Here is a 19,846-nt window from a genome sequence, read left to right as displayed (position 1 = left end):
CCGGTCGGGCTGGGTGGTACTCGGCTATTTGACGGCGATCCGGAAATGCAGCGTCCCGTCGGGATCGAGGCCCTGCAGTGCCTGGCTGATCAATGCGCTGACGTCGATGTGGGGTGAGGAGTGGACGGCCTCGGTGAGTACCGGCTGCAGGGCCGGGCCCAGTGGTGCGACGGCCGGTCCGATCTTGTTGAGCAGTTCGGTCAGTTGCCCGAGGAACGGGACCAGTCCGTCGCCGGTGTAGTAGTTGTCCACGGGTTGTTTGTTCGACAGCACGGACCCGCCCTCGACGATCTTGATCAGCATGGTGCCGAACCGGCCGAGTTGCGGTCCGGCGGTTTCCAGGGAGGGGCCCAGCCAGTCCATATTCCCGCCGACGGCCTGCATATCGGTGAACAGCTGCCGGATGGCGTCGGTGCGGCTCAGCAGGGTGGCCGCCAGCAGATCGGATGAATGCTGAAGGGTGCGCATCGCCTGATCGGTACCCGTCAGCGCGGTGTCGAAGGTGTCGACCAGCCGCGCCACCGTCTCCGGGTGGATCTGCTCGAGCAGTGTCACCGCCCGGGTCGACAGCGCCGTGATGTTCATCGGCAGATGCACCCGCTCGGTCGAGATCGTCTGCCCGTCACGCAGATACGGCCCGCCCGGTCCGGTCGAGGCGAATTCGATATACGGTTCGCCGAGCGCCGACAGCTGTTCGATGTGGATGTCGCTGGTGGCCGGGATGTGGTACTTGTCGTCGATCCGCAGCCGGACGAGCACGCCGGAGGCCTGTTTGCGCACCGTCTCCGCCTTGCCGACCGCGACCCCGTCGAACAGCACCGGCGAATTCGGCCCCAGCCCACCGGATTCGGCGAGCCGGAGATCGGCGGTCAGGTAGGACTTGCGGGGATCGAGGTGCAGCACGCCCACTGTCATGTAGACGATGCCGAAAACGAGGACGGCGGCGATCGCCGTGAGCGAGACGATCGATCGAATTCTCATCGCACCGCTCCGATCATCCGCAGCGCATCGACGATGCGGGTGGTCTGTTCCTCGGGGGGCATGCCGGGGGCCGGAGACGGCGATACCGTGACGCCGACCAGGTCGATCTTCGGGCCGCGCTCGGCGAACGGAATGATCTGGGACTGCAGCAGATTCGTCAGTCTCGCCATATTCGACGGGGAGCCGGTGTCGAGCGGCGCACTGCCGAACAGCATCGGCACCACCGCGCGGGCGGCGGCCGTGGTCGAATCCAGCACCGGCCCCAGCCAGGTCGTCGACGGCGCGAACGGGCCGAGGGCGGTGAGGACGAAGACGACGCCGATTTCGGCCCGGATCACATCGGTGGTGTGCTGCACCCCGTCCGGGGTGAGCAGGGGATCCCATGTCGAGGTGTGATTCAGCAGGCCCTCGTCGACCGTGGCCTGGATGCCGTCGACCAGCTGGTGAATCGAATCGGTATGTGCGGCAAGGTCGTTCAGGTCCGAACCGAGCACGTCGGAGATCCGCGCGGTCACCGCCGGATCCGCGGGCATGATCCCGTTCACGGTGTGCACGATGTTCTGGATGTCGTGCACCGCGCCGCTGCCGACGAAGGTGGCCAGCTGCGCGAGGATGTCCTCGATGGGCAGTTGCTGCCGCGTGTCGGAGATCGGGATCGTCGCGTCCGGGCGGATCTCGCCGGCCGAGGGATGGGCCGGTTCGGTGAGGGCGATGTGGACGTCGCCGAGCGGTGTGGCCTGCCGCAGCTGGGCGGTGGTGCCGACCGGTAGCCGGACCGAGGTGCGGATGGCGACATCGGCGATCACATAGCCTTTACGTGCGGCAGTCGTGCCGGTGGCCGGTGCCGGGTCGACGACGGTGATGTGGGTGAGCTGCCCGATCCGCACCCCGTTCGCGATGACCTTGGCGCCCTGCGGGAGATTGAGGACATCGGCGAACTGGATGCGCAACCGGTAGGTCGGTCCGCCGACGCCGGTGCCCGGCACCGGGATGTCGGCGGGCTGGAAACCGCAGGCCGTAGCCGATGCGGCGAGGGTGGCGGCGAGAAGCGCGCAGGCGCAGATCCGGCGCAGATTCGCGGTGCGTCGTGTCATTTCGCGCTCACCGCCGACAGGAGTACCGGCAGGGCCGGCACGGTCACCCCGCCGTTGCCGGCGGTCTCGCACTGCTGTCCCGCGACCGCCCGCAGCGCCGCGCAGATCTGGTCGGTCTGTTGTCGGGGCAGCACGAGTTTCGGTGGTGCGTACCCGATGGTGAACTCGCCGCTGACCGGATCGATCGCATCGGTGAAGCCGGTGGCGAGGGCCGGGGTCATGCGGATGATCTCGGCGAGCGAGCCGACTCCCGAGGCGATGAGTTTCGACAGGCCGGGAACGTTGTTCAGCGCGCGCAGCGCGGGGGAGCCGAGCTTCATGACCACCTCGTTGAGTTCCGGGAGCAGCCCGGCGAGTGCGGTCACCAGATCGGCCACGGGCGGGAAGGCGAGGGTGTTGATATCGGAGAACGTCTCGGTCAGCCGTGGCACGATGTTCTCCAGTTCCGGCCATCCGTTGCGGGCGCGATGGGCCAGTGCGGCCAGATCGTCCATGAGCTGACCGAGATGCCCGATCGCCGCGTCGGGGGAGGCGAGCGCCCGGCTCAGTTGCTCGATGAGCGCGTTGAGTTGCTGTCCGGTACCGGATGTCGCCCGGTCGAGGGCGTCGAGACCGTCACCGACGGCGGTGCGCTGTGCGGGATCTGCGGACGCGTTCAACTGATCGGAGAGTTTCGCCAGGGCGTCGAAGGTTTCCGACATGCTCTTGGGCGTCAGGGTTTTGGTGATGCATCGGCCCGGATCCCAACCGGCTCCGGCGGGTTCGGCGCCGATGAGTGCCAGAGTGCGATCGGCCAGGATGGTGTGGCTGACCGTCACCGCGCCGACGTCCGGCGGGAGGGTGCGGTCGGCGCGCACCGTGAACCGCACCGTGGCCGCACCGTTGCCGGGTTCGATGGCGGTGACCTTGCCGACCTGGACGCCCATGACGGTGACCGCGCTGTCGGTGTAGAGGCCGATACTGTCGGGCATTTCCGCGCAGTAGCTGCGCGTCGCCGGTTCGGATCGGGTCAACTTCACGCCGAATCCCGCGGCCAGCACGAGGACCAGCACGACCGCCGCCGACATCAGTCCGCGCGATCCGAGCATCTTGGTCAGCATCAGCATCCCCCTCCGGGAACCGGAACGCAGATATCGGTGATCGTGGCGGCGGACTGGTCGACGCTCACTCCGCCGCCCGGCTGGACCAGCGGCGTCAGGCGCTGCTCGAAGGTGTGCAGGGAATCGAGCAGGGCGCCCATGCGATCGCCGAGTTCCCGCAGTTTCGGAATGGCGTCGACGAGTGGCTGCGCCTGATCGCGCAGCGAGTCGTCCCAGATCCGGCCGAGCGGGACCAGCTTCTGCACCAGCTGGGCCAGGCCGTGCAGCGCCCAGCTGAGCTGTTCGCGGTTGTCGGCGACGACGTTCTCGAGGGTGCCGAAGGTCCGCATCAGGGTGGCGAGGGTGTCGGAATTCTTGTTCAGCGCCGTCAGATATTCGTCGGTCAGCGCCAGCGTGTGCGAGACGTCCGCGTTCTGCCGGTCCATGATGGCGACGATGTCCGCGACCGCGCGTCCGGCGTGCCGGAGCGCGTCCGGACTCTTGTCGATCGCACCGGAGAGCGCGGCGAGGTCGCGGCGCAGGGCGTCGCCGTCGGTCCGCTGCACGGGCTCGACCGCGTCCTGGAAGGCCTGGGTGAGGTTGTAGGGCAGAATGACACGCTGCGCGGGAATGACGGTGTGGCCCAACGGGTTCGAACCCGCCGGCTGTACGGCCAGATAGTAGCCGCCGACGAGGGTGAGCATCCGCACCGCCAGGGTGGTCTGATCTCCGATGGCGACGCCGTCCTTCACGGTGAACGTCATCCGCACCCGGTCGGGCAGGAGCCGCAGCGCTGTCACCTTGCCGACCGGAATTCCCGCGATCCGGACGTCGTCGCCCGTGCGTATCGAACCGGCCTCGGCGATATCCGCGGAGTAGGTACGCTCCGGGGTGGTTCCGACGATATCGATGACGCCGATGGCGGCCACCAGCACGAGGACGGCAACGATTCCGCCTATGCCCCAGCGCAATTGGGTGCCGCGTTCGTCGCGGCCGGTGAATATCGCGCGGCGGGTGGCGCGCACGGCGGTGACGATCGACGAGGGGGTGATTACCGGTGACATAGCGTGATCCTCTGTCCGGCGATCAGGACGGCCAGCGGTGCGGGCGCCGCCGCGATGCCGTGGGAGCAGGTCATATTCGCGTCGGGTCCGGTCGGGGGAACGGTCGTCGCCAGGGTCTGGATCAATCCGGGGAGCCGTCCCAGCACGTCGACGGCCTGGCGCGGATTGGGGAGGACCCGGTGCAGGAGGGCGTCCAGGTCGTGGTTCTCCTCGCCGGTGACGCCCAGGACATCCAGCAGGTCCAGCAGCGGGCGCAGCATCGGCGGAATTTCCATCGCGAATTGCACCAGGCCCGGCAATTTGTCGGTGATGGTGACGAACAGTTCGGTCAGATTCGTCATCAACTGCATGGCGTTTCCGGATTTTCCGGCCATATGCGCGGAAACCTGGGCGAAATTGTTCACCAGGATCGACAGCACCTGTGCGCGGTCCGACGCGTACCGGCCCAGCGTGTCGATGGCGTCGAGCGCCGGCCCGATGCCGTTGCCGTCACCCTGAACGACAGCGAGCATGCTGCTCGCGAACCGGTTCAGATCGTCGGGCGACAGCTGCGCCAGCACCGGCTGCAATCCGTTGAACAAGGTGGTGATGTCGAAGGCCGGAATCGTATGCGCCGTATCGAAGGCCGACGCCGAGGCGCGGCGGGCGCCGGGTTGATCCGGCTGCCGGATCTCCAGGTACCGGAAGCCGGTGAGGTTCTGATACCGCACGGCCACAAGGGTTTCGGTGTAGAGCGGGTGGCCCTGTGTCACCGTGAAGCGCACGCGCGCGAGGGCGCCGTCCAGTTCGACGCTGCGCACCTTCCCGACCTGCACCCCGTAGAGCCGGACGTCGTCGCCCGACCGCAGTCCGTTCGCATCGGTGAACATCGCGGTATAGGTGTCGGTGTCGCCACCGACCGGCCGCTCGATCAGCCGGAACACTCCGGCCAGCACGACGGCCATGGCCAGGACGGACAGGGCGACGCGAATCCACAACGCACGGGTCGACACTCAGTGGCCTCCTGTGCCGGGCTGGTGGGACAGCAGCGCCGCCAGCGGCGCCGCCAAACCCGGAACGGTGGTGAGGTCGACGCGCGCGTTCAGCACCGGCCCCGCCGGTGAGTCGTGGAAGCCCGCGCCGAGACGGTCGAGCAGCTCACGCAATTCGCCCTCCGATCGCTGGGGGTCCGAGACCGAACCGGCGATCTGATCGAGCATCGTGACGGCGATCGGCAGCAGGCCCCCGAAATTGCGCTGCGCGCTGTAGAGGGTTTCCGTTGCCACCGGGAGCATCTCGTTCTGAACCCGGTTGAACATCTGCGAGAAGCGATCGACGTTCTCCTTCGTCGCGAGCTGCTGGTTCGTCAGATCCGCGTGCAACAGTTCGGCCGCGCCGGCGAGCAGTGCCGGTACGCCGTGCAGCGCCGAGCCGAACTGGCCGAGCACCAGTGACGGGGGGAGTTGCTGGGTGTCGGTGAACGAGCGCGCGGTCGTGCCGATCGCCTGCAGCAGCGGGGTGAAGGCGCCGATGTCGTGCGAGGTCGTGCGCAGCACCTCGATGAGTTTCGGGGTCAGCACGTCGTCGGTGAGCCGGCCCGTGGATTCCAGCAGCGCGGCGAGGGTGGCATCGCGCACCCGGTCCGCGTCGCGATCGCTCAGGTCCACGGTCGAGCCGTCCCGCAGCTCGGCGCCGCCATTGATCGGATTCAATTGCAGCGCGGTGATTCCGAAGAGATTGCCGGGCGCGTAGTCGACGGTCAGCGCGTCGGTCAGGCCGAACAGTTGCGACCGGCGCAGCGCCAATTCGACGCGCTGGCGGCCGGCTCCGGCCATGGCGACGGCGGTGACCGACCCGACCCGGACACCGTCGAGCCGGACATCGGTTCCGGGGCCGACGCCCTCGCCGACCTGTGCGGTGACGAGGTCGACGCGGATATCGTCGGCCGGTCGGCTGTCGGGCAGCAGTCGCCAGCCGACGACGATCACCGCGGCGAGTGCGACCGCCCCGATGCCGAGGATCCGGGCGCGGCGGGGCCCGACCTCGGTGCCGGGCAGGGCATAAGGAGGCATGGGGTCATCCGGTGAACGTGATGGGGGACTGGAATCCCCAGAGAACGATGGTGGTGAGCATGTCGAGCGCGATGATCGAGACGAGGCTGGCCCGGATCGCGCGTCCCGAGCCGATGCCGACGCCCTCCGGGCCGCCCGTCGCGAAAAAGCCTTGGTAGCAATGGATCAGGACGACGGCGACGGCGAAGACCATCACCTTGACGGTCGCGGCGATGACGTCCCAGCCCAGGACGAACTGATCGAAATAGTGGTTGTAGGTGCCGGCGGGTGTGCCGTGGATGGTGGTGACGATCAGCGCGCAGGACAGATAGCTCAGAATCAGGGCGACCACGAAAGCCGGTGCGACGGCGATGATTCCGGCGATGACGCGGGTGGTCACGACGAACGGCACCGACCGCACGCCGAGCGATTCGAGCGCGTCGATCTCCTCGGAGATGCGCATCGAGCCGATCTCCGCGGTCATCCGGCAGCCGGCCTGCGCCGCGAAGCCGACACCCGCCGCGATCGGCGCCAATTCCCGGGTCACCCCGAATGCGGAGATCAGACCACTGAGCTGGCCCAGCGAAAGCAGGTTGAGCGCGCTGAACGCCTCGATGCCGATGGAGGCGCCCATCGCCGCCCCGAGCAGCAACATCAGCGGGACCACGCCGCCGCCGATGATCACCGAACCGCGGCCCCACGTCATATCGGTGATCACCACGATTGTCTGGCGCCGGTAGTGCCGCAGCGTGTACGGCAGCGACGACACCACCTGCCAACCGAATCCCAGCACGAAGCCGATCGATTCGAACGGCCGCATCGGATGGGCACGGCGCCCGAGGCGATGCACCCACCGCAGACCCGCGGGCGCGTACGGGGTCGCGGTCATCAGGCCATCCTCACCGGGAAGAACATGGTGACCACCTGCGTGATCGCGGTGTTGAGCACGGTGACCGCGGCGATCGACATGACCACGGCCGCGTTCACGCCGTCGGCCACGCCGCGCGGGCCGCCCCCGGCTTCGAGCCCGCGCTGGCAGGCGATGATCACCACCAGGAAGCCGAAGATCAGCGCCTTGATCAGCGACACCCAGATGTCGAGGGTGGTGGTGAAGGCGCCGAAGGACTGCCAGTAACTGCCCGGTGTCACCCCGAGCGCGGCGACCGCGACAGCGAATCCGGAGGCGATACCGACCGCGATGATCAGGATGTTGAGCAGGGGAGCGACCAGCATCATCGCCGCGATGCGCGGCACGACCAGGCGCTGGACCGGATCGATACCCATGACCCGCATGGCGTCGACCTCTTCGCGCACGGTCCGCGCGCCCAGATCGGAGGCGATGGCCGCGGAACCGGCGCCGCCGAGCATCATCGCGGCGGCCATCGGCGCGCCCTGTTTGATCACCCCCAGCCCGCCGGCCGCGCCGATCATCGAATCCGCGCCGAGTTGCGAGACGATGTTGCCGACCTGGGTGGAGACGATGACGCCGAACGGAATCGCCATCAGCACACTGGGAATCGCGGTGACCTTGATCAGAAACCATGCCTGCGTGAGGGTTTCGCGCGTCTGAAAACGCATCCGCACCGCATCGCCGAGGCCTACCCCGATCGCGTGGGAGCCCATCTGCAGCGCTCTGCCGAGCGTGGCGAGACTCGACAGCACCGTGTCGGAGAAGTTCCGGCGCAGTACCTGCGTCGCCCTGGGTTCCCGTCCCCCGAGGTGTACATCCAGATCAGTGGTCGACATCGAACCTCCGTCCGCCGAACCATGCGGCAGAACGTACCATATGATCTGGACCACATTCCAGACACCAATCCAGATAGGTGCTCTGATCTGTGGGCACGGTTCGGCGATCCGTCGGTGAAGGGGAAAACCGCGTGCTGTCCAGGCGGTTTCAGTGCAGGGGCAGCCAGCCCGGCCACTGCCGCGGACCTTCGTCGCCGCGGATGCAGGCCAGCCGCCACCGCGCCTGGTCGCGGTGCACCGGGTCCGCGACGGCGGCGCGGACGGCATCCATCGTCATCCGCAACTCGAGGATGTCGCGCAGCAGGAAGAACCCCGGCCACCGGATGACGTCCAGATGGTAGGTGTTGCAGAACCGGGCATATTGCGCGCTGGTGATCCAGCCCAGTGAGGCGTAGGCGATCGCGGTCGGCACCAGATCCCATTCCGGCGGGCCGATCGACAGGTTCTCCAGATTCAGCATCAGCACGTCCTCGTCGACGGTGGCGGCGAAATCGCGACCCCATGCCTCGCCGTGGATGACGCACCACTGCATCCCGTTCGGCAGATCCGCCCACCGCCCGCGCAATTCGGTCAGATGGTCGCGCAGCCAGCGGCGGTCCTCGCCGGTGAACAGATCGGTGGTCTCGATCAATTCGGCGATTCCGCGAAACGGCTGCAGCTGGCCCAGGGCGAACGTCGTCGGCGGCGCCAAGCTGTGCAATCGGAGCAGCGCCGCGGCCATATCGTCCACGGCGCCGTGGTGGTACAGCGGCGGAACCTGCCAGAAGGTCACCGTCCGGCCCTGGATCTCGAGCGGTTGCCGCACGCCGGGCAGGGTTCGCAGGGCGGCGACGCCGGAGGTGGTGAGCCAGTGGGCGGCCTCGATCTCCCGGCGCGCCTCGGGGCGATGATCCGGGTGGCTGATGCGCACCACGACCCCGCTGGGCAACCGGTAACCGATGCCCGCGCCGAACCGCACCTCCTGGGCGCCCCCCGCTTCCATGCCGGCGTTCAGACATGCGGCGCGCAGAACCGACAGATTCCCGTTTCCGGCCAGCTGTGCGGTCATACGCATACCCGAGTCTCTGCAGAATCCCTCATCCTTGCCCTCATTGTGATCGATCGGCGGACCGTCCGACACGGTTTCGGGCAACATCCTGGTTACCGATTGCTGAGGTCGAGATCACGGTCGCCCGGTCGGAGACTGCCTCACATCCCTGTTAGGGTTCTAACCGGAGATTCACTCCGCTTCCGTCTCGTGGGGAGGAACCACCCGTGGCGCGCGTCAAATCCCGCCCGCACTACAACGTCGTCTTCGCGGTGCTGCTGCTCGGCATCTCGGCGTACGCATTGCTGCAGTCGATGGTCGTTCCGGTACTGGCCTTGCTGATTCCGGCCCTGCACACCACGCAGAGCACCGCGACCTGGCTGATGACCGGATATCTGCTCTCGGCCTCGGTGGCGACGCCGATTCTCGGGCGGATCGGTGACAAGGTCGGCAAGGAACGCATGCTCGTCGTCACCCTGGTCGCGCTGACGATCGGCTCGCTGATCGCGGCGCTGACCGAATCGGTCGGCGTGATGATCGTGGCGCGGGTGATCCAGGGCCTGGGCGGCGGCGTGATTCCGTTGGCGTTCGGCATCATTCGCGACGAATTCCCGGCGAAGAAGCTGCACGGCGCGGTGGGTATCGCCTCCTCGCTCATCGCCGTCGGATCCGGGTTGGGCCTGGTGCTCGCGGGCCCGATCGTCGAGCATCTGAACTACCACTGGCTGTTCTGGGTGCCGATGATCATCACCGCGATCGCCGCGGTGGCCGCGATCGTCTTCGTGCCGGAGTCGCCGGTGCGCAGTCCGGGCAATATCAATTGGGGCGCGGCGATTCTGCTGTCGGCCTGGCTGGTGGCGCTGCTGCTGGCGGTGAGCAAGGGCCCGTCGTGGGGCTGGGGCTCGGCGCTGACGCTGGGCCTGTTCGCGCTGGCCGTGGTGGCGGCGGCCGCCTGGATCGTGGTCGAGCTGAAATCGACCACACCGCTCATCGATATGCGCACGATGCGGATTCCGGCGGTGTGGACGACGAACCTGGTGGCAGTGCTGACCGGCGCCGGGATGTACGCGATGATGACCTTCCTGCCGCAACTGCTGCAGACACCGAAATCGGTGGCGGGATACGGCCTGAGCGCCGGCATCACCCAATCCGGGCTGTACATGCTGCCGCTGTCGGTGGCGATGTTCGTGATCGGCTTGTCGATCGGGCCGCTGGCGGCGCGCATCGGGCCCAAGGCGATCGTGCTGATCGGCAGCGTCATCACCGTTCCGGCGTTCGTGATGCTCGCGGTCGGACACGACCACGGCTGGGAGATCTACCTGGCCGGTGCGCTGCTGGGTATCGGTATCGGACTGGCCTTCTCGTCGATGCCGGCCATCATCGTCGCCGCGGTGCCGCCCGCCCAGACGGGGGCCGCCACCGGGATGAACGCCAACGTCCGCACCGTCGGCGGTGCGATCGGCAGCGCGGTCTCGGCCGTGCTGCTGACCTCGGGCGCCGCCACCGCGCACGGTCTGCCCGCGGATTCCGGGTATTCCCGGGTCTTCTGGTTCCTCGCCGGTGTGTCCGTGCTCGCCGCGCTGGCGGCCGTGATCATTCCGTCGGTGCGCGCGCACGCGCCGCAGGCGGCCGCACAGGAATCGGAACTTGCCCAGCAGGCGGAACTCTGGGAGCCGGAGCTCGTTGCCGCGCACGACGGTAATGCGATGGTCGCGGGAATCGCCGGTGTGTCGGCGCCGCAGGCGGTGGATATGGCGGGCGACGACCGGGCGATCGGCGGCAGTATCCGGCGGGAGAACGGCGGGCCGGTGCCGGAGGTGGCATTGACGCTGATCGACCAACGCGGACACCAGGTTTCGCGCGCCACGGGTGGATCCGACGGTAGCTACCGCCTTCCTGCCCCGGCGCCCGGCAGTTATGTGCTGATCGCTTCCGCCGCCGCGCATCGCCCGGTCGCCGTCACCGTCGTCGTCGGCGCGGTGGCCCAGACCGTGGATCTGACGCTGCCGAGTTCCGGTGAGCTCACCGGCACCGTCCGCCGCGCCGGCGACGGGAAACCCGTTGCGGGAGCGACGGTTACCCTCACCGATCCGCGCGGGGAGGTGATCGGGGCGGCGGTCACCGGCGGCGACGGCGGCTTCCGCTGCGTCGGCGTCGCGTCGGGCACCCACACCCTCGTCGTTGTCGCCGATCGGATGCACCCCACCGCCGTCACCCTCGCCATCCCCGGCAGCGGACTGCTGCACCACGACGTCGACTTGGAACCGATGGCGACCCTGGCCGGAGCCGTGGAGGCGCACGGCAAGGCGGTCGCCGACGCGGAGGTGACCGTCCTGGACGCGAGCGGTGACCGGATCTCCACCGCCCGCACCGACCGCGACGGCCGCTATGTGGTCTCCGACCTGCCGGCCGGTCACTACACGGTGGTGGCGCGCGGATATCCCTCGGTGAGCAGCACCGTCACCGTCGGCGCGGGCCGGATCACCCACGATGTGGAGCTCGGCTACGACGAGTCGGCATCCGTGGGCTGCGGCTGAATCAGGCCTCGATCTGCGGGTGCAGCCGGTTCACCGACCACACTCGTTGTCTGCGGACGACGAGTGTGGTCGCACCCAGGAAGAGGACGAGGAATCCGGCCAGCACGATCAGGTCGCGGACGAGGTTGCCGGTGAGCCCGCCGGAGATGCCGACGCGTAGACCGTCGACGACATAGGTCATCGGGATGAGCGGATGGATGGCCCGGAACGGGGCCGGGGTGGTCTCGATCGGATAGAGGCCACCGCACGCGGTGAGCTGAATGATCAACAGCGCCAACGACAATGCCTCACCGATCGCGCCCAGCGCGACGCGCAGGAAGTGATCGATCGCCACGAATGCCCCCGCGGCCAGGATCAGCAGTCCGCCCACCCACACCGGATGCAGCGGATCGAGTCCGAGCCCCAGTTGCACGACGAGGTAGAGCAGCAGCCCACCCGCCGCGGCGATGAGGGCGACCGGCAGCCATCCGGCCGCGGCGACGGTGAGCGCGCCGACGCGCCCGGCCAGTGCGCGCAGGTTGAGCGGACGGATGAACAGGTAGGCGAGCAGGCCGACCACCCACAGCGCGATCGCGAAGAAGAACGGTGCGAATCCCCGCCCGTACACACCGGCGGGATGCAGGTTGTCCATGGTGATGCCGACCGGCGAGCCGAGGACGTCGGCGGCCTCGGCCGTCTGCTCGGGGCTGGTGTCGGGAATCTTGGTGACAGCGCCGTCGACCACCCGGGTGATGTCGGCGGCGCCGGAATTGAGCTGATCCGCACCTGTCTGCAGAGTCCTGCTGCCCGCCTCGAGCGCGCCGAGCCCGGCGCCGATCTGGGCAGCCCCGCCGCCGATGGTGCGCGACGCCGCCGTCAGTGCCTGCAGTGGTGCCGCGGCTCCGGCGACGGCTTGGCCGACTGTTCCTGCGCTGCTCTGTAATTCGCTCGCCTGCGCGGCGGCCTGCTGCGCGGAGGTCTGTGCCTGGTCCGCGGTGGTGTTCGCGGTGGTGGCGGTCTGGGCGAGAGTCTGCGCGTTGCGGCGGGCGGTGCCCAGCAGGGGATCGAGCGCGAATTCCGGGTGGGCGGCGGCGAATTGGTCCAGCGCGGTCGAGCCGTCGGTGGCGGTCCGGCTGACGATGCCGGTGGCATCGCGGACCAGACTCAAACTCTGCGCGGCGGCCGAGGTGGCGTTGGCGACCGTGCCCGTCGCGGCGGGCAGTGTGGCCACACCCGCGTTCGTGATCGCGGTGATCGCCTGATCGGCGCGGGTGCCGGCGTCGGCGAGCTGCTGTACGCCCTCGGTGATCGATGCGGCGCCGGTTTGTGCGGCGGTGATGCCCTGGGTCAGCGCGGCGCTGCCCTGTTGTGCGAGCACCGTCGCGTCGAGCAGTTTGTGCGCGCCGGCCGAGGCGATCTGCAATTGCTGTTTCACCTGGGACAGATCGCCGTAGATGGCGGTGGCGTAGGCGGCGTGGGCGGCGGTGTCGATCTGGCTCTGCAGTTCGGTTTTCGCGGTTTGCGCGACGATGCCCACGATGTAGTTGTTCGCGTCGTTGAGCGTGATTCCCATGGTGGCGCGTTCGGGGATCGGGTTCTGCGCGGTGGCCAGTTTGTGGCTGAAGTCCGGCGGCACGGTGATCGTGAAGTAGTAGCGGCCGTGGCGCAGACCGTCGAGCGCTTCGTCGGCGTCGACGAAATTCCAGGCGAAGGCCCCGGAAGCCTGCAGTTGCCGAGTGAATTGCTTTCCGGCGTCGATCATCTGGCCGTTGGCGACCGCGGGCTGGTCCTGGTCGACCACGGCCACCGGAATGCGGTCCGTGCGCCCGTAGGGATCCCAGTTCGACCACAGATACAGCGATCCGTACAGCAGCGGAATCATCGCCAGCCCCACCGGGACCAGTCGGCGCATCGGTGCCCGGAAGCGGCGAAATTCCAACAGGGCCAGGCGAACCGCGGTCATCGCTCACTCCTCCGGCAGGGGGATCTGGTCTCGCTGGGTCGGGTGCGGCAGGTCGATCACCGCGACGGAGTCGTCGAGGGACGGTGGCGGAATCGTCGTCGTCGCGACCACGGTGCAGCCCAGTCCGGTGAGAGTGCGCAAGGCATCCCAGATCCGTTCGGCGCCCGTGTCGTCGCAGCCGCGCTCGACGTCGTCGACGACGATCGCGGCCGGTTGTTCGGCCGCCGCCAACGCCACGGCGAGCAGGGTCTGCTCACGCGGCGGCAGTTCCGCCACGGTCGCCGTCGCGGGCGCGTCGACGCCGAGCAGCGTCAGGGCATAACGGATGCCGGCCTTTCCGATTCGCGGCCCGCAGATCATCATCCGCTCGGTGAGGATGTCGCCGACGCGCAATTCGTCGTCGAGGCCGACCGCCGGCTCCGCCCGCGCCACCGCGACGAGTTGCCGCACCCGCGCGCCGTCGGCGGGCAACCGGTAACCGCCCACCGCGACACTGCCCGCTACCAACCGCATCCGTCCGGCCAGCGCCAGCAGCAGCGAGGTGCGGCCGGATCCCGAGGGCCCGGCCACCACACCCAGCCGGCCGGCCGCGACGTCCACCGACACCCCCGCGAACGCGCATCCCCGTGCTCCGCGAGCCGTGATGCCGCGCGCGATGATCTCTACACCATGAAAAGCCATCGGGGCGAGACTAACCCGTGCGCCCCGGTACCCGTCCGCAGCGACATCCCCGCCGTTCAGCCCAGCACCACGAACAGCACCACGATGGCGATCAAGACGATGACCATGGTGACGATGAGCAGGAGCGGACTCTTGCGGTTGGTCACCGGCGAGTCGCTCAGCGAGACGTCCTCGCGCTCGGGATTCGCGGGCCGGCTCTGGTCGTCGAATCGTTCGGACATCGAGCACCTCCGGGTCTGCGAGCGGTCGCTGCGTAATACCCGGCCGGTACGTCGGCAAACTCGCCGCTAGCCGCCGACCTTCGACCCCGGGATGCGGGTGTGCACGGTGAGCAGCAGGTGATCGAAGGCGGTGATGGTTTCCGGGGCCGGCGGCGCGACGAGGGGAAGTTCCTCGATGATCTGGGCGGCGAGGTCGCGCAGTTTGGTGTTGGTTTCCTGCGAGCGCCACGCCAGCACCTTGAAGGCCTGCTCGGCGTTGATGCGGTACATCCGCATCAGCACGCCCTTGGCCTGTTCGATCACCGCGCGGTTCTCGATCACGTCGGGCAGAGTGGCCGACAGTGTTTCGCGCTCGTTCTCGGCAAGGGCATCGGTGAGGTCGATGTAGAAGCCGGCGGTGGCGGCGACCTGTCCGGCGTCGTCGTAGATCCGGTCGGCGACGACCATCACGTTGTGCACCGCACCCGCAGTGTCGACGAACCGATGCCGACTGGAGAACGATTCGCCCAGTTCGATCGCGCGGGCGATGGTTTTGGCGACTTCCTCGCGATCGTCGGGATGCTTGTGTGCGAGGAGCAGTTCCGTCGTCGGCACTACTCCGCCGGGCGTATAGCCGTGCATGCGATACACCTCTTCCGACCACTCCCAGCGGCGGGTGGCGAACCAGAACCGGAACGACCCCACTCTCGGCATATTCCCGGCGGTGTCCGAGCGGGGCTCGGGTGCCGCATGGTCGCGAAGGGAGTCGGTTCTATGCACAAGCATCATTATGTTCACGGGATGGGCCCGCTGCCGTTGTTCGAACGCACAGTGGACTGAACCGTTCGTTTTCCGTCCTGAGGCGACCCAGCGCCGGAATATGCCCCGGTCCCAGCGCTCAGCCGGCGAGCGCGGTGGCGGGGGAGCGTCCGTAGTGCCGGCGGTAGAGCGCGGCGAAACGACCGGGATGGCCGAAGCCCCAGGTGGCGGCGATGGCGGCGACGCTGTCGCCGTCGTGGGCACTGCCCGCGATTAGGTCTTCGTGGGCTCCGCGCAGCCGCATGCGCTTCAGATACGCCGTGGGTGTCGTGTCGAGGTGGCGGCGGAAGGCGATCTGCAACGCCCGCACGGTCACATAGGCAGCCGCGGCGATGTCGGTGACGGCGATGTCGTCGTGGATATGGGATTCCATGTAGGCCACCGCGCGGCGCACCGTCAGCGGATGCGCGTCCCGGCGATCGAGGGGGCTCGCCTCCAGGCCGGCGGTGGTCGGAAACGTGTGCAGCACGGTCGCCGCCAGGTATTGCGACGCCGTGGCCGCCACCAGCGGTGGCACGTCACCGTCATACGACGCGGCGAGCTGGTGCATATGGGTGATCACCGCGGTGAGTCGGTGACCTGCCTCCGGGGACACGGCGCGATGGCCCGCGAGAGCTACCTCTCCGTCCTCGGGCCGATTCGGGGAGGCGACGCGAGTGAGCAGTGCGGGATCGAACATCGTGATCGTGTAGCGAGCCTGGTGGATGATGCCGGAATACGGCAGATCCGGCGGGGTCAGAACTCCGATTTCGCCCGGCCCGAAGGTATCGGTGCCGACGTCGACGTAGTTCTCCTCGACAGATCCGGATTCGACACCGACCAGGCAGATCTTGTTCAAGGGATCAGCGTCGTAGCTCATGTCGAATCCGAGTTCGAGCCGGTCGAGACTCACCCCGCCCAGCGTCTCGCGCGCGATCCGGCTGCGGACCGGCGCCTCGGTGGTATTGCCGATCTCCATGGTCGTGTAGTTCCGATTCAGGAACTGCTCGGTCGCGGCCAAGCTGTCGCTGTCGAACTCTACTGTCATCGGTCGGTGATCCTCCGCTGTACCACTGCCACTGCCATGCCACCGCCCCGGTCACGTTCGCCTGCGACGGGTGCGTCGTACGGACATGGAAGCCTACTTGTCCACAGTGTTTCCCCGGCGTGCGTTGTGTCACCCGATGGTGACGTGATTCTCGAGGCAGTAACGAACGCGCGCCGGAAACGATCAGAGCAGCGACGAGAGTGGGCTGCGGTGCAGTTCACGGCGCAGGTGCGCGACGTCGTCACAGACGAATGCCGCGCCGTCGGCCTCCAGCTCACCGCGGGAGATACCGCCGCTCAGGACACCGATCGCCGCCACGCCGAGCTTGGTGCAGGCGCGCATGTCCCAGACCGTATCGCCGACGAACACCGCTCGCTGCGCCGTGACACCGGCCCGGTCCAGGGCCACCTGGACGATGGTCGGATCGGGTTTGGCCGTCTCCACGTCTTCGGCACCGGTCACCGCGTACAACACCGACTCGCTGTCGAGCAGGTCGCGCAGCCGGGCCAATTCGTCCGGCGGTGCGGATGTGGCGAGGACGACGCGCAGGCCCGCCTCGTGCAGATGGCGCAGGATCTCGCGGGCGCCGGGCAGCAGGGTCAGTTCGCCGGCGCGTTCGAGGTAGTAGCGGCTGTGCAGATCGCTGGCGGTATCGGCGGTCTCGCTGTCGAGATCGGAGGCGAGGGTGCGCAGCAGTTCGTCGCCGTCCATGCCGATACTGCGGTGGATCCGCCAGGTCGGCACATCGGCGTCGACGTCGCGGAAGGCTCGATGCCAGGTCACGGCATGCAGATAGTTGGAGTCGACGAGCGTGCCGTCGATGTCGAAGAGAACGGCTGCGGGTTCGGGCACGGCATCTCCTTCTCTCCTGTACCAGCCTGCGTGACGAGCCATTCGAGAGTAGATGCCACTGTACCCAGCGTGATGCCGCGGCGGCGGCGGACATCCCCGCCGGATGCGCCGTACGGTTACGGGACCGCGTTTCCCGTCAGCGGGTGCTCGCCACCGGCGCGGGTTCGGAAGGCGTACGGTCCGGTTCTTCGAAAAGCTCTGTCGCGGTGTCTGTTTCGTGGAACCCGGTCGTGTCGTCGGGTCCGCGGCGGCGCAACCAGCGCGGCGCCCACCAGCAGGCGTCGCCGAGCAGGCGCATCGTCGCCGGAACCAGCAGTACCCGCAGAATCGTCGCGTCGATGAGCAGGGCAGCGACCATGCCGAACGCGATGTACTGCATCATCACCAGATCCGACAGCGCGAAGGCGCCGGTGACGACCAGCAGGATCAGGGCGGCGGCGGTGATGATGCGCCCGGTGTGGGCGACGCCGGCGCGAATCGCCTCCCGGGTCGACGCGCCCGCGGTCCGCGCCTCGACCATGCGCGAGAGCAGGAATATCTCGTAGTCGGTGGACAGTCCGTAGATCACCGACACGATCACCACCAGCACCAGCGCCATGATCGGCTGCGGGGTGCACCCGAGCGGCCGCGCGCCGTGCCCGTCGATGAAGATCCAGGTGAGGATGCCGACCGTGGACCCGAGCCCGAGCAGATTCAACGCGCCCGCCTTCAACGGCAGCACCAGTGAGCGGAAGCTCCATGCCATCAGGGCTGTGGTGGCGAGGAAGACGAGGGCGACCACGAGCGGTATCCGGTCCACGAGTGCGTCGATACTGTCCTTCTCGATGGCGGGCTGACCGCCGACGAGCAAGGTCGCGCCCTTCGGCAGTGGCATCGAGCGCAGGTAGTCGATCGCCGCATCCTTGTCGGCGGTGGGTGCGAGCACCGTTTGCGTGGTGAACACGCTCGACTGCGCGGGCCGCTGCAGCCAGGCCGGAAAGGGCGCCGCGAGACCCGGGGCGTGGCCGGCCTCGGCCAGCACGGTCTCCTTGGCGGCGGGGTCGTAGGTGATCAGCACCAGATCGATCGGGTTGATGCGGCGCAGCGGGAAGATCTCGTCGAAGTGCTGCTGCGCCAGCCGGGTCGGATGATCCGGTGGCAGGAAGCGCTCGTTGATGGCACCGAAGGCCAGGTCCCGGATCGGCGCGATCAGCACCAGCAGTCCGATGACCACCGAAACCGCCACGAACAGCGGCCTTTTCATGACGCGGTCGGCAATCCGTCCCCAGAGATTGTCCGGAACCCGGCCCGGCGGCGTGGTCCGGCGGAACCAGGACACGCCGAAGCGGTCCACCCGGTGGCCGAGCACCGCCAGCATCGCGGGCAGCAGTGTGATCGAGGTGAACGCGGCCAGCGAGATGGTGATGATGGCGCCGTAGGCGAACGAACGCAGAAACCCCTGCGGGAACACCAGGATTCCGGCGGCGGCCACGGCCACGATGGTGGCCGAGAACACCACAGTGTGGCCCGCGGTCGCCACGGAACGGCGCACCGCGTCGTCGACGTCCCGGCCGTCGGCGAGTTCGTCGCGGAATCGGCTCAGCACGAACAGCCCGTAATCGATTGCCAGGCCGAGCCCGACCATCGAAACCACCGGCGAGACGAAGGAATTGACCTCGGTGACGGTGGTCAGCAGCCGGATGAGGCCCCAGGCACCGAGCACGGTGAGCCCGCCGACGATCAACGGCAGCGCAGCGGCCACCACCCCGCCGAAGAGGAAGAACAGCAGCACCGCCACCGCGGGAATCGCGAACAGCTCCATACGCTGCTGATCGTGGGCCATGGTGTCGTTCAGCGCGCCGGCCACCGCCTGCCCGCCTGCCACCTCCATATTCACGCCGGGTATGTCGAAGGCGTGCGCGACGGCTCGGAAGTTGCGCATCTGCTCGGTGGGGTTGTCGCCATGGATGGCGATGGAGGCGAAGGCGTGCGCACGGTCCGCGGAGCCGAACATATCCGGAAGCGCCACACCCGTTGTGGTGGGCCAGTATGCGGCGTTCACTCGATCGATCTGCTGCGGGAACCGCTTCGGCAGACTGTCCAGGCTCGCCACGATCGGCGCGGCGAAGGCCGGATCGTCGATCGTCGTGCCTGGCGGGGCGTGATACAGCACGACCACATCGGCACTGTGGTCGCGTCCGAAGATCTCCTCGTGCACGTGCGCGGCTCGCACCGATTCCGAGGACGGATCGTCCCAGCCGCTGGAGCTCAGATGTTCGCCGAGGCCGAGCCCGTACCAGCCGAGGGCGAGCAGTCCGGTCACCAGCACACCGATCACCGTGAACCGCCGGCGCAGCACGAAATCGGCCCAGTGATTCGATTCGGCGGACAAATGCCGGCTCCCAACTGTTTGCGCGTATCGGTTCGGCTGTCGTTTCGCGACGCTCGTCGCGAGACCGGGCCTGCGGTTTCGGCGGAATTTCCGGAAATTAACCGCCGCGCTGTCGTGGGGACAGCGGGCAGCTGCCTCGAGAAAATGAGCGTTCGAGGAAAGATAGGACGCGGTACGCGCGAATCCGGCCGGCGTGCAGCGATTTTCCGACGGATCATAATCGCGGTCCGGAAGTTTTGTGAGCGGTGAGTAGAGCCCGCTGTCACGCCAGGCCGGAACCCCGCGAACTGTATCGAATATTGTTGCGTCCTAACGACTTCAGAGACCGATCGGTCGGCGCGGAACGTGTCGCTGTGGCGGCTGGGCGGGTTCACAAAACCGTCGCGCGCGGTTGGT

At 67.9% G+C, this 19,846-nt stretch carries 17 protein-coding genes; 1 reads left to right on the top strand and 16 read right to left on the bottom strand.

The window, feature by feature from the left end; translation table 11 throughout:
• Window positions 1-24: 24 nt before the first annotated feature.
• The 9 genes from NK1_RS10910 to NK1_RS10870 all read right to left on the bottom strand — a co-directional run bounded on the left by NK1_RS10910 (window position 25) and on the right by NK1_RS10870 (window position 9,042).
• Window positions 25-981 (bottom strand): MlaD family protein, encoded by a 957-nt coding sequence (locus tag NK1_RS10910; RefSeq protein ID WP_063008402.1) that lies wholly within the window; start codon window positions 979-981, stop codon window positions 25-27.
• Entirely contained in the window at window positions 978-2,075 is a 1,098-nt protein-coding gene (locus NK1_RS10905; protein WP_063905962.1) for an MlaD family protein, read from the bottom strand. Before NK1_RS10905 ends, NK1_RS10910 begins: the two co-directional genes overlap by 4 nt.
• Complete coding sequence (locus NK1_RS10900) at window positions 2,072-3,175, bottom strand: MlaD family protein (RefSeq protein ID WP_245660436.1); 1,104 nt, start codon at window positions 3,173-3,175, stop codon at window positions 2,072-2,074. Before NK1_RS10900 ends, NK1_RS10905 begins: the two co-directional genes overlap by 4 nt.
• On the bottom strand, window positions 3,175-4,218 hold the full coding sequence (locus NK1_RS10895) for an MlaD family protein (RefSeq protein ID WP_063905961.1): 1,044 nt from the start codon (window positions 4,216-4,218) through the stop codon (window positions 3,175-3,177). Before NK1_RS10895 ends, NK1_RS10900 begins: the two co-directional genes overlap by 1 nt.
• Complete coding sequence (locus NK1_RS10890) at window positions 4,206-5,210, bottom strand: MlaD family protein (protein ID WP_063008400.1); 1,005 nt, start codon at window positions 5,208-5,210, stop codon at window positions 4,206-4,208. Before NK1_RS10890 ends, NK1_RS10895 begins: the two co-directional genes overlap by 13 nt.
• Complete coding sequence (locus NK1_RS10885; RefSeq protein ID WP_063008399.1) at window positions 5,211-6,269, bottom strand: MlaD family protein; 1,059 nt, start codon at window positions 6,267-6,269, stop codon at window positions 5,211-5,213.
• Between the two features lie 4 nt (window positions 6,270-6,273).
• Window positions 6,274-7,137, bottom strand: a complete 864-nt coding sequence (locus NK1_RS10880; RefSeq protein WP_063008398.1) for an ABC transporter permease — start codon at window positions 7,135-7,137, stop codon at window positions 6,274-6,276.
• Complete coding sequence (locus NK1_RS10875) at window positions 7,137-7,994, bottom strand: MlaE family ABC transporter permease (RefSeq protein ID WP_063008397.1); 858 nt, start codon at window positions 7,992-7,994, stop codon at window positions 7,137-7,139. Before NK1_RS10875 ends, NK1_RS10880 begins: the two co-directional genes overlap by 1 nt.
• Before the next feature lie 148 nt (window positions 7,995-8,142).
• Window positions 8,143-9,042 (bottom strand): phosphotransferase family protein, encoded by a 900-nt coding sequence (locus NK1_RS10870; protein WP_063905969.1) that lies wholly within the window; start codon window positions 9,040-9,042, stop codon window positions 8,143-8,145.
• A 206-nt stretch (window positions 9,043-9,248) separates the two neighbouring features.
• On the opposite strand from NK1_RS10870, the gene NK1_RS33245 reads away from it, so the two are divergent.
• A complete protein-coding gene (locus tag NK1_RS33245) occupies window positions 9,249-11,558 on the top strand; it encodes an MFS transporter (RefSeq protein WP_063905960.1) in 2,310 nt (769 codons plus the stop codon).
• A gap of 1 nt (window position 11,559) precedes the next feature.
• On the opposite strand, the gene NK1_RS10860 is transcribed toward NK1_RS33245, so the two are convergent.
• The 7 genes from NK1_RS10860 to NK1_RS10835 form a co-directional block, all read right to left on the bottom strand.
• Entirely contained in the window at window positions 11,560-13,500 is a 1,941-nt protein-coding gene (locus NK1_RS10860; protein ID WP_063008395.1) for a YhgE/Pip family protein, read from the bottom strand.
• 3 nt (window positions 13,501-13,503) lie between these two features.
• A complete protein-coding gene (locus NK1_RS10855; RefSeq protein ID WP_063905959.1) occupies window positions 13,504-14,181 on the bottom strand; it encodes an ATP-binding cassette domain-containing protein in 678 nt (225 codons plus the stop codon).
• Window positions 14,182-14,237: 56 nt separating this feature from the next.
• The gene (locus NK1_RS34400; protein WP_157104203.1) at window positions 14,238-14,402 is read right to left on the bottom strand and encodes a hypothetical protein; all 165 of its coding nucleotides are present in this window, start codon (window positions 14,400-14,402) and stop codon (window positions 14,238-14,240) included.
• A 66-nt stretch (window positions 14,403-14,468) separates the two neighbouring features.
• Window positions 14,469-15,095, bottom strand: a complete 627-nt coding sequence (locus NK1_RS10850) for a PAS and ANTAR domain-containing protein (RefSeq protein ID WP_245660435.1) — start codon at window positions 15,093-15,095, stop codon at window positions 14,469-14,471.
• A gap of 184 nt (window positions 15,096-15,279) precedes the next feature.
• Window positions 15,280-16,227, bottom strand: a complete 948-nt coding sequence (locus NK1_RS10845; RefSeq protein WP_063008392.1) for a helix-turn-helix transcriptional regulator — start codon at window positions 16,225-16,227, stop codon at window positions 15,280-15,282.
• 183 nt (window positions 16,228-16,410) lie between these two features.
• On the bottom strand, window positions 16,411-17,121 hold the full coding sequence (locus tag NK1_RS10840; protein WP_063008391.1) for an HAD family hydrolase: 711 nt from the start codon (window positions 17,119-17,121) through the stop codon (window positions 16,411-16,413).
• Window positions 17,122-17,215: 94 nt separating this feature from the next.
• Window positions 17,216-19,450, bottom strand: a complete 2,235-nt coding sequence (locus NK1_RS10835) for an MMPL family transporter (protein WP_084460765.1) — start codon at window positions 19,448-19,450, stop codon at window positions 17,216-17,218.
• Window positions 19,451-19,846: the final 396 nt, after the last annotated feature.

The sequence above is a fragment of the Nocardia kruczakiae NBRC 101016 genome, assembly GCF_001612965.1.
GTDB lineage: Bacteria > Actinomycetota > Actinomycetes > Mycobacteriales > Mycobacteriaceae > Nocardia > Nocardia kruczakiae.
The sequence above is the reverse complement of the archived record's forward strand: the minus strand, read 5'-3'. Positions and strand labels throughout refer to the sequence as shown.

Excerpts from the sequence above, each read along its gene's own strand:
- NK1_RS10910 (WP_063008402.1), bottom strand. The coding sequence starts at position 981 with ATGAGAATTCGATCGATCGTCTCGCTCACGGCGATCGCCGCCGTCCTC.
- NK1_RS10905 (WP_063905962.1), bottom strand. The coding sequence starts at position 2,075 with ATGACACGACGCACCGCGAATCTGCGCCGGATCTGCGCCTGCGCGCTT.
- NK1_RS10900 (WP_245660436.1), bottom strand. The coding sequence starts at position 3,175 with ATGCTGACCAAGATGCTCGGATCGCGCGGACTGATGTCGGCGGCGGTC.
- NK1_RS10895 (WP_063905961.1), bottom strand. The coding sequence starts at position 4,218 with ATGTCACCGGTAATCACCCCCTCGTCGATCGTCACCGCCGTGCGCGCC.
- NK1_RS10885 (WP_063008399.1), bottom strand. The coding sequence starts at position 6,269 with ATGCCTCCTTATGCCCTGCCCGGCACCGAGGTCGGGCCCCGCCGCGCC.
- NK1_RS10880 (WP_063008398.1), bottom strand. The coding sequence starts at position 7,137 with ATGACCGCGACCCCGTACGCGCCCGCGGGTCTGCGGTGGGTGCATCGC.
- NK1_RS10875 (WP_063008397.1), bottom strand. The coding sequence starts at position 7,994 with ATGTCGACCACTGATCTGGATGTACACCTCGGGGGACGGGAACCCAGG.
- NK1_RS10870 (WP_063905969.1), bottom strand. The coding sequence starts at position 9,042 with ATGACCGCACAGCTGGCCGGAAACGGGAATCTGTCGGTTCTGCGCGCC.
- NK1_RS10860 (WP_063008395.1), bottom strand. The coding sequence starts at position 13,500 with ATGACCGCGGTTCGCCTGGCCCTGTTGGAATTTCGCCGCTTCCGGGCA.
- NK1_RS10855 (WP_063905959.1), bottom strand. The coding sequence starts at position 14,181 with ATGGCTTTTCATGGTGTAGAGATCATCGCGCGCGGCATCACGGCTCGC.
- NK1_RS34400 (WP_157104203.1), bottom strand. The coding sequence starts at position 14,402 with ATGTCCGAACGATTCGACGACCAGAGCCGGCCCGCGAATCCCGAGCGC.
- NK1_RS10850 (WP_245660435.1), bottom strand. The coding sequence starts at position 15,095 with ATGCCGAGAGTGGGGTCGTTCCGGTTCTGGTTCGCCACCCGCCGCTGG.
- NK1_RS10845 (WP_063008392.1), bottom strand. The coding sequence starts at position 16,227 with ATGACAGTAGAGTTCGACAGCGACAGCTTGGCCGCGACCGAGCAGTTC.
- NK1_RS10840 (WP_063008391.1), bottom strand. The coding sequence starts at position 17,121 with ATGGCTCGTCACGCAGGCTGGTACAGGAGAGAAGGAGATGCCGTGCCC.